Origin of the sequence: Haloarcula sp. CBA1122, from assembly GCF_009741785.1 — an archaeon.
Lineage (GTDB): Archaea > Halobacteriota > Halobacteria > Halobacteriales > Haloarculaceae > Haloarcula > Haloarcula hispanica.
On sequence record NZ_WPCB01000068.1, the window covers coordinates 1 to 13,313 of the forward strand.

15 protein-coding genes and 1 pseudogene are annotated in these 13,313 nt (G+C 65.1%); 8 read left to right on the forward strand and 8 right to left on the reverse strand.

Going from position 1 to position 13,313, the window contains the following annotated elements:
- Positions 1-379 (reverse strand): MFS transporter (locus GJ630_RS17840; RefSeq protein WP_191450594.1); only part of this gene is annotated, 379 nt, incomplete at its 3' end.
- Positions 380-593: 214 nt separating this feature from the next.
- Here GJ630_RS17840 and GJ630_RS17845 point away from each other — a divergent pair.
- The 4 genes and pseudogenes from GJ630_RS17845 (at position 594) to GJ630_RS17860 (ending at position 4,986) form a co-directional block, all read left to right on the forward strand.
- A pseudogene (locus GJ630_RS17845) lies at positions 594-1,891 on the forward strand (amidohydrolase).
- 138 nt (positions 1,892-2,029) lie between these two features.
- A complete protein-coding gene (locus tag GJ630_RS17850) occupies positions 2,030-2,989 on the forward strand; it encodes a hypothetical protein (RefSeq protein ID WP_191450592.1) in 960 nt (319 codons plus the stop codon).
- A 44-nt stretch (positions 2,990-3,033) separates the two neighbouring features.
- Positions 3,034-4,311 (forward strand): adenosylhomocysteinase, encoded by a 1,278-nt coding sequence (locus GJ630_RS17855; RefSeq protein ID WP_146417728.1) that lies wholly within the window; start codon positions 3,034-3,036, stop codon positions 4,309-4,311.
- Positions 4,312-4,530: 219 nt separating this feature from the next.
- Positions 4,531-4,986 (forward strand): DapH/DapD/GlmU-related protein, encoded by a 456-nt coding sequence (locus tag GJ630_RS17860; protein WP_014039140.1) that lies wholly within the window; start codon positions 4,531-4,533, stop codon positions 4,984-4,986.
- Between the two features lie 105 nt (positions 4,987-5,091).
- Here the strand turns inward: GJ630_RS17860 and GJ630_RS19705 are convergent, their stop codons facing one another.
- Positions 5,092-5,244: a hypothetical protein gene (locus GJ630_RS19705; RefSeq protein WP_008307040.1), complete on the reverse strand. Its 153-nt coding sequence runs from the start codon at positions 5,242-5,244 to the stop codon at positions 5,092-5,094.
- A gap of 291 nt (positions 5,245-5,535) precedes the next feature.
- Here GJ630_RS19705 and priL point away from each other — a divergent pair, with 291 nt between their 5' ends.
- On the forward strand, positions 5,536-6,612 hold the full coding sequence (priL, locus tag GJ630_RS17865) for a DNA primase regulatory subunit PriL (protein WP_064287086.1): 1,077 nt from the start codon (positions 5,536-5,538) through the stop codon (positions 6,610-6,612).
- Here the strand turns inward: priL and GJ630_RS17870 are convergent.
- A complete protein-coding gene (locus GJ630_RS17870) occupies positions 6,609-6,818 on the reverse strand; it encodes a hypothetical protein (RefSeq protein WP_014039142.1) in 210 nt (69 codons plus the stop codon). The two genes, priL and GJ630_RS17870, sit on opposite strands and share 4 nt — an antisense overlap.
- A 129-nt stretch (positions 6,819-6,947) precedes the next feature.
- Between GJ630_RS17870 and GJ630_RS17875 the strand changes: the two genes are divergently transcribed.
- Positions 6,948-7,595 carry an SWIM zinc finger family protein gene (locus GJ630_RS17875; RefSeq protein ID WP_023843060.1) on the forward strand — a complete coding sequence of 216 codons (648 nt, stop codon included), beginning with the start codon at positions 6,948-6,950 and terminating at the stop codon, positions 7,593-7,595.
- A gap of 18 nt (positions 7,596-7,613) precedes the next feature.
- Here the strand turns inward: GJ630_RS17875 and hjc are convergent, their stop codons facing one another.
- Positions 7,614-8,132, reverse strand: a complete 519-nt coding sequence (hjc, locus tag GJ630_RS17880; protein ID WP_014039144.1) for a Holliday junction resolvase Hjc — start codon at positions 8,130-8,132, stop codon at positions 7,614-7,616.
- A 192-nt stretch (positions 8,133-8,324) separates the two neighbouring features.
- Between hjc and GJ630_RS17885 the strand changes: the two genes are divergently transcribed.
- A complete protein-coding gene (locus GJ630_RS17885; RefSeq protein ID WP_014039145.1) occupies positions 8,325-9,275 on the forward strand; it encodes a DUF4382 domain-containing protein in 951 nt (316 codons plus the stop codon).
- A 13-nt stretch (positions 9,276-9,288) separates the two neighbouring features.
- Here GJ630_RS17885 and GJ630_RS17890 read toward each other — a convergent pair whose 3' ends face one another.
- The 4 genes from GJ630_RS17890 to nirK form a co-directional block, all read right to left on the reverse strand.
- Positions 9,289-9,900 carry a hypothetical protein gene (locus tag GJ630_RS17890; protein ID WP_014039146.1) on the reverse strand — a complete coding sequence of 204 codons (612 nt, stop codon included), beginning with the start codon at positions 9,898-9,900 and terminating at the stop codon, positions 9,289-9,291.
- A gap of 36 nt (positions 9,901-9,936) precedes the next feature.
- On the reverse strand, positions 9,937-10,833 hold the full coding sequence (locus GJ630_RS17895) for an alpha/beta fold hydrolase (RefSeq protein WP_129755858.1): 897 nt from the start codon (positions 10,831-10,833) through the stop codon (positions 9,937-9,939).
- Between the two features lie 6 nt (positions 10,834-10,839).
- Positions 10,840-11,583, reverse strand: coding sequence for a DNA polymerase sliding clamp (locus tag GJ630_RS17900; protein WP_004516027.1), 744 nt, complete (start codon positions 11,581-11,583; stop codon positions 10,840-10,842).
- A gap of 159 nt (positions 11,584-11,742) precedes the next feature.
- Positions 11,743-12,828, reverse strand: coding sequence for a copper-containing nitrite reductase (gene nirK / locus GJ630_RS17905; RefSeq protein ID WP_064287083.1), 1,086 nt, complete (start codon positions 12,826-12,828; stop codon positions 11,743-11,745).
- A 319-nt stretch (positions 12,829-13,147) separates the two neighbouring features.
- Here nirK and GJ630_RS17910 point away from each other — a divergent pair.
- The coding region (locus GJ630_RS17910) for an SAM-dependent methyltransferase (RefSeq protein WP_305794218.1) at positions 13,148-13,313 on the forward strand (166 nt) is incomplete at its 3' end.

Consider the following 13,313-nt stretch of genomic DNA (forward strand, 5'->3'; position numbering starts at 1 on the left):
CACCGAAGGCGGTCCCCTCGCGGGCGTCGAACGTCCGCGAGAGGGCGGTCCCGCGGGTGGGGCCGTACAGTCCCGTCCCGAGCCCGAACGCGCCCGTCGCGATGAGGAACAGCGAGAACACCGGCGCGAAAAAGTAGCCCAGCAGCCCGACGCCGGACAGCAACGCCGCGGCCACCAACAGCGTCCGCTCCCCGATCCGGTCGATCAGAACTCCGGCCGGAAACTGTACCGCCGCGTACGTGAGCCAGAGCACCGTGACCGCGAGCCCCGCCTGTGTGTTCGAGATGACGAACTCCTCGCGTATCGTCGGCAGAACCGCAGGCACGACGAAACGCATCCCGAGGACGAGGAACCAGCCGGCAGCGACGGCAAGCAGCATTCGGGCCGGGCTTCCGTGCCGCATCGCGCTGACCCGCTGTCGGATGCGCTCTGCCGTCGCCATGTTCTTGGCCTTCCGAACGCGCCGGAGGGGAAAGACCCCTACGGAACAGGCACCGTCTCGGCGGTCAGCCTGTTCCAGGGATATGGCAACACGCCACACAGCGGCGCTGTGGACCCTGCGAACTAAGACCCGCGGTTGCGAAGCCACCGCCATGAGTGAACTCCTCGTTACCGGCGGGCAGGTCCTCCGGCCGGACCTGACCGTCGAGCGTGCGGACGTACTGGTTTCACAGGACAGCGGCGATATCGTGGCGGTCGACGAACCGGGCACACTGGACGGCGACGACGAACTCGACGCCAGCGACGGCCTGGTCATTCCCGGGCTGGTCAACGCCCACACCCACGTCGCCATGACGCTGCTGCGCGGCCTCGCGGACGACAAGCCCCTCGACGCCTGGCTGCAGGAGGACATTTGGCCCGTCGAGGCGGAACTGACCGCCGAGGACATCCACGCCGGCGCGGAACTCGGGCTGGTCGAGATGATCCGGTCGGGGACGACAGCACTATCGGACATGTACTTCGAGGTCGAGGAAATCGCGGACGCAGTCGACCAGGCTGGGATGCGAGCAGTGCTTGGCTTTACTGCAGTCACCGTCGGCAAGGATGACGAGGCCGCGCGGTCTGATCTGCAGGAGAGTCTCGACGTGGCTCAGAAACTCGACGGCGCGGCCGACGGCCGTATCCGGACGACGTTCCAGCCCCACTCCCTGACGACCGTCGGTGAGGAATACCTGCGCGAGTACGTCCCGAAGGCCCTCGACGATGACCGCTCGATTCACCTGCATGCCAACGAGACGCGCGACGAGGTGACACCCATCGTCGACGAGCACGACCAGCGCCCGCTCTCTTACGCTGACGACATCGGCCTGCTGGACGGCGACACCTACGTGGCCCACGGCGTCCACGTCGACGACAGCGAGATCGACCTGCTGGCCGAAACTGGTACCGGCGTCGCTCACTGTCCAGCCTCGAATATGAAACTCGCCAGCGGGATGGCCCCCGTGCAGGACCTGCTGGACGCCGGCGTCACCGTCGGCATCGGAACCGACGGCGCGGCCTCAAACAACGACCTCGATATGTTCGACGAGATGCGCGACGCGGCGATGATAGGTAAACTCGCGGCCGACGACGCCAGCGCGGTCGACGCTGGCACTGTCGTCGAAATGGCGACGGAAAACGGCGCAAACCTGCTCGGCTTCGACAGCGGCCGTCTCGAAGCGGCGCGAACGCGGACCTGGCCGTCATCGACCTCGACGCTCCCCACCTGACGCCGGCCCACGACCTCGTCTCGCACCTGGCCTACGCCGTCCACGGGAGCGACGTTCGCCACACGGTCTGTGACGGCGAAGTGCTCATGCGCGACCGCACGGTCGAGGTGTTCGACGAGCAGGCCGTCCGCGAACGAGCGAGCGACCACGCGTCCGCGCTGGTCGAACGAGCCGGTGACTGAGTGAGCGGAATAAACGCTGAGAACGGGTTTTAAACGGTATAACTATATTTCAGGCGGTGTTGTCGATGCTGCGAACGGCGTGAACGAGTTGAACGGGAGGGGGTGTTTATCGCTCTCTCGGCGAACGTATTGGCTACGATGCGCACCAAACTCTTCGCACTGTACGCCGCTGTCGGACTGGCCCTGCTGGCCGTCGGTCCGGGTCTGGCGGCCGCTGCGGACTCGGCCGGCAACACCGGCGCGGGGAACACCCTCGCGGTCGGTGTCTCACAGGCTGACGACGGCAGCGCGACGGTATCGGTCACACAGAACGAGACGGGCGTCGAGAACGCCTCTGTCGCCGTGGAATCGGCTGACAACACCTCCTACGCTGGGACCGGCAACTACACCACCGACAGCGACGGGACGGTCGGACTGCCCGCGCCCGAGCAGAATGTGACGGTCGACGTGACGGCGACGGCCGACAATCACACCGCGACGACGACGGCGGACCTGTCCGTCGCGCCCGAGAACGTCACCGAATTCGACACCTTCGGACTCGAAGTGTCGGCCTACGTGAGCGACCTGTTGAGCGACGAGAACCGGACCGGCGGCATCGGCCCGGCCGTCGCCAGCTTCGTGACGGCGAACAACCCCGGCAACGCGCCGGACCACGCCGGCCCGCCCGCCCACGTCACCGGTGCAAACGAGTCCGACGACAACGAGACCCACCCCAGCGAACGACAGGGTCCGCCGGCCGACATCTTCGGTGACGACGAGAACGGGACCGAAAACGAGACCGACGACCGACGCGGCCCGCCCGAGGACGCCGGACCGCCCGAGGACCGCGGCCCGGACAGCGATGACGACGAGAACGAAACCGAGGACGACCGGCGCGGTCCCCCGGAAGACGCTGGGCCGCCCGAGGATCGTGATGACGACGCGGAGAACGAAACCAAAGACGACGAGAACGAAACCGAAGCACCGGACGACGAGACTGAGGAGTCAGACGACGCTGACGAGGACGACGATGACGGCGGCAACGGCAACAACGGCAACAACGGCGGCAATGGTGGCCCACCGGACGACGCCGGCCCGCCGGACGAGCGCGGTAACTGAGCGGCTTCGGTAGCGTTTTAGGAACTCTCTCCGTCTGTCGTGACATGACGACGCCTATCTCCGAGCGACTTGACGACCTCGACGAGGCTCGCGATTCCGGCCGCCGAAAGATGGACTGGGCCATCCAGCATATGCCCATCTGCGGCGCGCTTCGCGAGCAGTTCGAGGCCGACCAGCCCTTCGACGGCGAGCGAATCGGCATGGCGATGCACGTCGAAGCCAAGACCGCCGTCCTCGCGGAAATCCTCGCAATCGGTGGCGCGGAAGTCGCCATCACCGGCTGTAACCCGCTCTCGACGCACGACGACGTGAGTGCCGCACTCGACGCCGTCGACGGCATCACTTCCTACGCCGAGCGCGGCGTCGACGACGAGGAGTACTACGAGGCTATCGAGGCTGTCATCGGCCACAAGCCGACCATCACCGTCGACGACGGGATGGACCTCGTCGCGGCCATCCACGAGGACTATCCGGAACTCATCGACACTATCATCGGTGGGGCAGAGGAGACGACGACCGGCGTCCACCGACTGCGCGCGATGGACGATGACGGCGAACTCGACTATCCTGTGTTCGCTGTCAACGACACGCCGATGAAGCGCCTGTTCGACAACGTCCACGGCACCGGCGAATCCTCGCTGGCCTCGATTGCGATGACGACGAATCTCTCGTGGGCCGGCAAGACCGTCGTCGTCTCCGGGTACGGTGACTGCGGCAAAGGTGTCGCAAAGAAAGCCAGCGGTCAGAACGCCGACGTGATTGTGACCGAGGTCGAGCCCCGCCGTGCGCTCGAAGCCCACATGGAGGGCTACGACGTGAAGCCGATGGCCGAGGCCGCCGCCGAGGGCGACGTGTTCATCACGACCACCGGCAACCGCGATGTCATCGTTGAGGAGCACTTCGAGGCGATGCAGGACGGCGTCCTGCTCGCCAACGCCGGCCACTTCGACGTAGAGGTCGACCTCGACGCGCTGTCGGACCTCGCCGCCGACACCTACGAGGCCCGCGACGGCGTCCAGACCTACGAGATGGCCGACGGCCGCCGCCTGAACGTGCTGGCCGAGGGCCGGCTGGTCAATCTCGCGACGCCCATCGCACTCGGGCACCCCGTCGAGGTAATGGATCAGAGCTTCGGCGTGCAGGCCGTCTGTGTCCGCGAACTGGTCGAGAACGGCGACGACTACGAGGCCGGTGTCCACGCCGTCCCGGACCGGCTCGACAAGGAAGTCGCGGAAATCAAGCTCGACGCTGAGGGCGTCGACTTCGACTCGCTGACTGACACCCAGGCCGAGTATATGGATTCCTGGCAGCACGGGACGTAGGGCGGCCGACTGAAAGGAGGCCGCCGGAACGCGCAGCGGGGAACGCAGTGACCCGCGAGGGCTTCGGGCGCTCCGAACGAAGCGAAGACCGCCTTTCAGTCGAGCGGCGGCACCCCTTCCAGAGCGCCGACCACTGGCGACTTTTTTGAGCTGCGCACCATCTCCAGTTCCGACACTGGCCGCCGCCACGATGATTACGGTCGGCGCTGACATCCGCATATGGCTGTCCACGAGACCGCCCAGGTCGAGAACGCGACGCTGGGCACCGTCGAGATTCGCGAATACGTGACGATCCACGACGCCGACATCGGCGACGGCGTCCAGATTTACGAAGGGGCCTCGATCAAGAAGGCGACTATCCATGGACCGACCGATATCAACGCGAACGCCTACGTCGAGAACGCGACGCTTGGCGAGTCCGTCCAGGTCGGGCCCAACGCCTCCATCGTCGGCGTAACCCACGACCTCACCGACGCAGGCATGGAGTTTCAGAACGACACGTTCGACGAGATAGTCATCGAGAACGGGGCTTTCGTCGGCGCTGGCGCGGTGATCCTTCCGGGCGTCACGGTCGGCGAAAACGCCGTCGTCGGTGCCGGAACCACCGTCACCGAAGACGTCCCAGCCGAGACCGTGGTCCGGAGCGCCACGGAGACGGTACAGCGCTCCCTCTGAGCGTTGGCACAGCACCCCGGTTTCCACGTCCCAGCGGACCGTCCCGGGAGACGGACAGTAAAACCGCTCGCTCCGCTGGTGTCGCCGATAGACCGTCGACTAGCCCTACTCGGTTACGTCGACGAAGACCGTCGACTGAATCCACGCAGACGGGTTTTCGGGGTCGCCGATGTGGGCGACCGTGTCCACGCCGACGTCGTACTCTTCGAATGTCGCTCTGATGCTCTCTTGTGAATCGGTATCGTGCTCGTGCGTCATCGATGTGCTCCGTGTCTCGTCTGGCAGTTCCCTCGTCGGGGATGACTGCACTGGTCCGGTTCCCCGACCGAACCGTGTGCAGTCGCCGACCCGCGTCCTTACCACACTTTGTCGGTAGGGGTTGGCAGGTATCGGCTTGTCTACTAGCTGTATTCACCCGCCGCCGGCCTGGGACTATATGTATAGCCTCGCGATATCGCCGCACTGACTCTCGAACCGGCTGTCGGGAATCCGACACCGACCGTCCCGGTGACGGCAATTTTATTCACTCCCATCCGAAAGGTGGTGGCAATGGAACCGCTCCACGCACGCTACCCCTTTCTGGCGCGGTCGCGGGAGGCCGTCGAAGCCGCGGCGGTGGACTTGGGCGAAATCGTCGCCACTGACGAGACGGTCACGGCGCGCGCGCTGGAGCGGGTCGAATCGGCAATCACGAACGGCACTGTCGGGGAGCCACACCGGCGGACCCGCGTCGAACTGCTGTCGTACCCGGTCGCCCGCGTGCTGGTGTCGCTCGTCGACGTGCACATCTGCACCCGGAAGTACGCCCAGGCGGAGGCCGAGGCGGCCTACGACCGGTTCACCGAGGAGTTCGCGACGACGACGGAACTGAAATCGACCCAACGCGAGACGCTGGACCGCACGGAACTCCTCGCGGAGTTCGACCTCGCGAGCGCCGTCAGCGACACTGGTGACGGCTACCGCGTCGAGGTCGGCGCGTATCTCGACCTGGCGGCCGACCAGCGGGGCGATTCCTGGCGGCTGGTCAATCGGCCACTGGCCGACGGCGAGGTCAGGGTCACCGCCGAGGAACTGAACGTCCTCCTGAAACAGGCCATCCGCCATCGGGTCACTGACGGCCTGCCGTTCACCGTCCCCGACGCTATCGCCGATGAGCTAACAGAGGAAGTCGACCGCTTAGAGGAAGTGCTCTCGGAACTGGAACTCACCCGCGAAATCGACACCGTTGTCCCGGAACTGTTCCCGCCCTGCATGAAGTCCCTCCTCGACCGGGTGCAGAAGGGCGAACATCTCGAACACCACTCCCGGTTTGCTATCGCGACTTTCCTCATCGGCATCGGGATGACGACGGACGAAATCGTCGACCTGTTCCAGGTCAACCCCGGCTTCGGCGAGGAGGCGACCCGGTATCAGGTCGACCACATCCGCGGGGAGACCAGCCCGACGGAGTACTCGACGCCGGCGTGTTCGACCATGCAGTCCTACGGCGACTGTGTCAACATGGACGACCTCTGTGAGACGATTTCACACCCGATGGGCTACTACGAGCAGAAGATAGACGACACCGACGAGGAGGAACTGGTCGACTGGCGCGAGGACGAGGGCGACGAAGAGGCCGACGCCTAGAACTGCTGGCGTTCGAGCCAGAGGCCGGCAGCGGTCATAAACACGACGAAGAGGCCGATTGCGCCGATGAGCGCGTAGCCGCCCGTCGCCTCTACGGTTGACCCGTCCAGATACATCTGTGAGGCGGTGATAGTTGCGCCGACGAACAGCACGACGGCGACCGCCGAGATGACGATTTGCAGGAGCGTCTCCCGCTCGATATCCATGCTCTGCGGTTTCACAGGGCCGGCAAAAAGGGTATCGAAGCGCCGGAGCCCGCTGGCCGAGCCATTTAGGGCCGTGTAGCACCTACGTTTCAACTGGACGCATTGGAAAATACAGCCGCGTCCGCACCTATGACGCTTATCGAGCCTTCCGCCGACCGGCACAGTACCGCACTTGCACCGGACCTCCGTTCCCTCCCGGACCGGGCAGCCCGCGCCTGGACCGAGCGCATGGCCGTGCGCCCGCGAGCGGGCAGTACGTACGCTGTGACGACGGAGAGCGAAAGCACGTACCTCGTCGACGTCGCACAGCACTCCTGTACCTGTCCCGACAACCGCATCCGCGGCGAGCACTGCAAACACCTCCGGCGCGTCGCCATCGAAATCACTGCCAAGCGGATCGCGCCGCCCGGGAAGGAACGGGCGACCTGTGACGCCTGTGGTACCGTCACCTTCGTCGCCGCGGACGCACAGGCGCCGCATCTCTGTGGGCACTGCCGACTGGAGACCGGCGACATCGTGCGGGACCGCGAGACGGGCGACAGACTCGTCGTGACGGCCGTCACCGACACGTCGGCCGACGACTGGACCATCGAGGCAACGGGCGAGACAGTCGCCGACTACGACACCAACGATGGCTACCCATCCGACGACCTCGTTGTGCTGGTGACGTATCTCTCGGACGCTGTCCGCGCGACCGACCCGCGAGAGTACGCCTTTCCCCTGTCGCGGCTCCGCCGCGTCGAGGACGCCGAACTCATCGGCAGTGAGACCCAGTAATCGAACGCCTGCGAACCGCTACTCCAGCATCGCCGCAGCTTCTTCCTTGTCGAGGTCGCCGCGCTCGAAGGCCGACAGCACGTCCAGCACGCTCTGGTCGGGGCCGTCGTCGCCCACCTCGTCCAGCGTGACCTTCTCGGAGTTACCCACGAACTCGTCGAAGTCGGTCCCGTCGGAGAGGGCCTTCTCCTTCTTGACACGGTAGTTGCCGCCGTCGGTCGTGTGGAGGTCTGCCGGGTGGAAGAAGTACCAGTCCTCGCGGTCGAACCGGACGCCGATACGCGGCTTCGCGCCGAAGTTCCGGGCGAAAAACAGTAGCGCCTCGACCTCCTCGCCGGTGAGATAGATGGGGTCGCCGGCGCTGGATTTCGCCTCGATAGCGTAGAACGTCTCGCCGTCGCCCGAGAGCACGTCCGGCAGTTCCCGCTCGGTCGCGCTGCCGCTGGCCGGCGCGCGCATCACCGCAAAGCCCGCCTCGTCGAGTGCGTTGACCAGTTCGCGCTCGCGGCGGTCGCCCTTCGCGTTCGAGTTTGCCATTATCAGGACGTGGAGCGACGGGGGTAAAACCGTTCAGATACGGCCAGACCGTTCATTCCGTTCAAAGGGCCGTATATCGATTTGACCTATCGCGGGGCATATACGCACCAGTCCCATCCCACGTCATGGAATGATTTCGTTCGCAACAGCAGAGACAGTAATGATAGCGGCGCAGAACGGGGAGCGACGCCAATGAGACGACGACGATTCATCGCCACGGGCGCGGGCGTCGGGGTCGGTCTCCTCGCCGGCTGTTCCGGGTCGAGCGACTCCGGCGGGTCTGACGGGACCAGCGGTGACGGAACCAGTGACGGCGGCTCCACCGACGAGGACGCGATGACGGACGACGGCGGAACCGTTGGGACGTTCCGGCTGCTGATCAGCGACCAGCCCGCGGCTATCGGCGACTTCGACTCGCTCGACGTGTCCTTTTCACGGGCCCGCATCTTCCATGCAGGCGGGGAGGATACAGGGAGTGAGACCGAAGCCACGGAGTCGGCCGGGGCAACCGAGACGAACGAAACTGCCACGACGGAGGCGACAGAGACAAACGAGACTGCAACGGCCGAACCGACCGAGACGGCGGAGATGGACGACGTAGACCAGCCGGAGGACGAAGCCGACGAAGATGAGACGGAAGACGAGGAGGGCGACGACAACAACGGCTTCGTCGTCCGCGACCTCGACGGCGCGACCGTCGACCTCACCGAGGTCGTCGGCGACAAGGCCATCGGCGTCCTCGACGGCGAACTCGAAGCGGGCCGCTACAGCAAGATCGAACTGTACGCCGAATCCGTCGACGGGGTCGTCGACGGGGCGTCGGTCGACGTGAAGATCCCGAGCGAGAAGCTCCAGCTCACCAAGCCGTTCGAAGTCGTCGCCGGCGAATCGGTCGACTTCGTCTTCGACATCAACGTCGTCAAGAAGGGCAACGGCGGCTACAACCTCCTACCGGTCATCTCGGAGAGCGGCGTCGCTGGCAAGGACGTTGAGGTGGAGGAAGTCGGCGAAGGTACAGATGCCGACGACAATGACGATGACGACGAGGAGACCGAAGTCGAGACGACGGAAACCGAGGAAACGGATCGCGACTCGATGACGGAGTCGGACCAGCGCGGCAACGAAACGACGGCCGCCGAGTAACGCTCAGCTACGCTTAGTCTTCGATTCGGGACTCCAGTTCCTGAATGACCTCGTCGGTCGTCCCGCCGTCGCCGCGAACCGCCTGCGTGTAGCGTTTGTATTCTTTGGGAGACACCTGGACAGTCTTGGTCTCGCCTTTGTGCGAAATTTCCAGTTTCACGGTGCCGTGTGGGTTGTTCCGTCGCCGGAAGCTCGCCATCGCCGTGAAGACGAACCAGAACGCCACGCACGTCCCGATGAAGTACGCCATCGTCGTTTCGAACGCCAGCGTCTGTCCGCCCACCGTCCAGTTGTAGGGATATGCTACCTGAAACAGCCCGACGCCGACCAGACAGAGGAATGCGCCGACGGTGACACCGCTCTGTTCCCGGCGGCTCGAGGGGAGCACGGCGACGACACTCAGGAACATTGCGGGGATTCCCAGCCCACCCAGCGTCCCGCCGAGTTTCTCGGCGGCGTGGGGTGCAGTTGCGCCGACGACTGCCGACAGCGGCGTCGTCACCAGAAGTATCGCCACGACCACCGCCAGCGCGCCGACGAACCCCAGGGTCGCACCGGCAACGACGCGGCGGGGATCGCGTCCCTCCCAGCGCCGGTCGTTGTACGCGTCCCCGAGATTCTCCATACCGGCCCGTTGGCACCCGACCCACAAAACGGTACGTCAGACGCGTGTGCGACGCTGTACGGCGGCCAGCGCGCCGTCGCCAGCAGCTGTCAACGTACCGAGATGGTCGCTGTCGACCGATTCAAACGAAGCGTCCGGAAGCCGCTGTGCGAGGGCGTTCCCCGTCGACGGGGCGACGTTGGCGTCGTTTCGTCCCTGAAACACAGTAACCGGCACTGAAATGTCTTCGAGGGCAAACGGCCATGGCTGTGAGAGGAGTCGCTGCTCGCGGATGATCCCGCTTGGACCGCGTGCCATCGACGTGAGCATATCCGCACGGACGACCCGAGCCACCTCGTCGGCTGCCAGGGCGTCTGTTTCCGGTGTCTCCTCGGCAACGAACCCGACAGCGTAGGACGGATCCCGGCGGAGGGCGAACCATCGTTGCAGCCGGAAGAGTCGCCCGAGCGCCCACGGAGCGTGTCGGGACAGCGCCCCCACGAACTGCTGGACGCGCCCCGTCGAACCGATTGACGGTGGGCCGCTGCTGCCCAGGAGCGCGATTCGCTCTATCTCGGGCAGTCGGTGACAGGCCAGCGCGAACGCGCCGCCGCCGGAGAAGCCGACGGCACCAGCCGCGTCGACATCGAGATGGGACAGGAGGTTCGCGGCGTCGTCCGGCCAGTCCTCGAACGTAACAGCTGCGTCTTCGGAGTTCCCGATGCCCGGCCGGTCCGGAGCGATGAGGTTGATGCCGCGTTCGCGAGCCGGCGCGGCGAGCAGCCGTGCGGCGACGTGTGATCCGGGGGTACCGTGACAGAAAAGGACCGGATAGCCGTCGGCGTCACCGTAGGTGGCGTAGGCCAGCCGCCGACCGTCAGAGAGTGAGAGCGACTCCGTCTCGGAGTCCTCGGGCAGCCAGTCGGTGGCCGGGATCGGCGGCGCGGACCCCATCCGTCGTTATTCGCTCTGGATGCGCGGTGCGAGCATGTACGTGACTCGGCCCTGCCCTTCGGCGAAGCTGAAGTGCATCTTGACCGGGAACTCCTCGCCGAGTTCCATCTCGACCTCGGCGTCTTTCGGGATGGCCTTGTTCATGTTCTTCAGGTAATCCAGCGAGAACAGCGAGTGGGCGTCCCCGGGAGTGAGGTCGATGAGGTCGTCGCGGGTGAGTTCGAGGTGGACGTCGTCGGTGTCGCCCTCGGCGTCGACGTAGAACAGTTCCTCTGTCGCGTCGACGCCCAGCGCGATGTGGTCGCTGACCATGTCCGCGGCGGTGACCGACCGGTCGATGTCCTTCCCCTCGATGACGATGTTCGCCGAGAGGTCCAGGTCCGGGAGGTCGGGCTCCTGACGGATGGAGTCGGGGTCGATAAGGGCGAGGGTGTATTCCAGGCCGTCGATAGAGATGTGGAGCTTCCGTGTCTCTTCGTCCAGATCGAGGTGGACGAGCTGGCCGGCGTCGGCCATACCGGCGATGTCTTCGAGGCGGGAGAGGTTGACGCCGATGAGCCCACCATCAGTCTCGTAGGACTCGAACGCCGCCGCGTCGAGTCGCAGGTCGACCATTCCAACGTTTGCCGGGTCGACTGCCCGGATTTCCAGCCCGTCTTCTTCGAGGTGGATCTTGCACTCGTCCACCAGCACGCTCACAGAGTCGAGAGTCGCCTGGAGCGTGTCTGCGCTCACGATGGCGTTGAACATCTTGAACCGGACTATGCCCCCATCCATTAAAAAGTCCCTCATTGAAACCGCGTGCGCGCGAGCGACCGCGGACGGGCCAGCGGTTACGAGCGACACCGGTTATCGAGTAATCGGGCCGAACGCGAAGCGGCAGTGCGGAGCGTTACTCCGGCGAAGCGGTCAGACCTCCGGTTCGAACACGTCGGGGTTTGCCGCCCCTTCACGGTTGATGACAGCCATCATGCCCTTGCGGGCGACCCGGGAGAGCGCGTGGTCGACCAGTTTGATGGGTCCAGGCACCTCGGCGTGGAGGGTCGCGATGGCACAGGACCCCGGCTTGACCGGCGTGGTCTGGACGTACTTGTTCGGCGGCCCAGCGATAGAGCCTTGCTGCCAGACCTCGTCCCAGACGGAGCCGATGGGGTGGAAACTGGAGTCGAGGTTCGGACCGCCGGTCACGAAGTACACCCGGGCTGTCTCACCCACCTGCATGCTGGGCGCGCCGTGAACGTCCGGCGTGATTGCGTACTTCTCGCCGTTCATCAGGACGTACGTCGGCTCTTCGGCCGCCATCGCCTCCATGTCGAAGTCGTGGTGCCCCTTCTCGCCGGTGTCGCCGGTGGTGTACAGTTCGTGCTGGCCGAAGTAGAACTCGTGGTCCACTTCGGGCAGCCCCTCTTTCGGCTCGACGAGTATCATCCCGAACATCCCCGAGGAGATGTGCATATCGAGGTTCGGGACGGCGCAGTGGTAGATGAACGCGCCGGGGTAGGTGGCCTTGAACCGGAACGTCTTGGTCTGGCCCGGCGTGACCATCGACGCCTCAGCACCGCCACCGGGGCCGCGGACCGCGTGGAGGTCGATGTTGTGGGGCATCGAGTTCCCCTCCTCGTTCGTGATGGTGAGTTCGACGGTGTCGCCACGGCGGACTCGGATCATCGGGCCGGGAATCTGGTCGCCGAAGGTCATGTACGTGTAGGTGACGCCCGGCTCAATCTCTGCGACCTGCTCTTTGGTGGTCATCTCGACCGACACGGTCTTTGGCTCCGACCGGTCGATTGGGTCCGGGATTGCGGTCGGGTCCGCGGCAATACGGTCGACGTCAGTCTGTTGTGCGGCGTTCATAGCTGGCTCCTGTGGGGTCGTCTTCGCCTCGGTCGGTTGCTCTTTTGCGCCCGGTGCGCTGGCACAGCCCGCAAGCGCGGCCGTGCCGACGCCCAGGGCTTCTAACACCCGCCTCCGCGTCGCCGTCGGAATGGTTGACATTGGGAGGTCACTTCCTACAGATAGGACTCAGCGCGTGACCTGTATATATGGGGACGGCAAATCTCAGCCGCTGAGACGCGTTCTTGCGCGGTAAGAATGGCTCTGAACGTGTTCGGCTTGATGGTAAAGCACGTAGTCACGTCCTTGGCGCTTGCCCTGATTGTCGGTGCGGCAATCGACTGGCGACTGTCGTGCCGTGGCTCGGCCGGAAACTTCGAGTCGGCATCCATTTCAGCGCTGACCGCCTTCCCACTACTATGACTGCGATTTCGCCGCATTTCGGCGCTCAAAACGTGTCACAGCGCGGTGTGTGGTAACCATGTCGGGCAAAGACGACTACTACAACAGAGCGAAGCAGGAGGGGTACCGCGCGCGGTCGGCCTACAAGCTCCAGCAGCTAGACGACACGGCCGGCTTGCTGGGCGAGGGGCGGACCGTCGTCGACCTCGGGGCTGCCCCCGGCGGCTGGATGCAGGTCGCGGCCG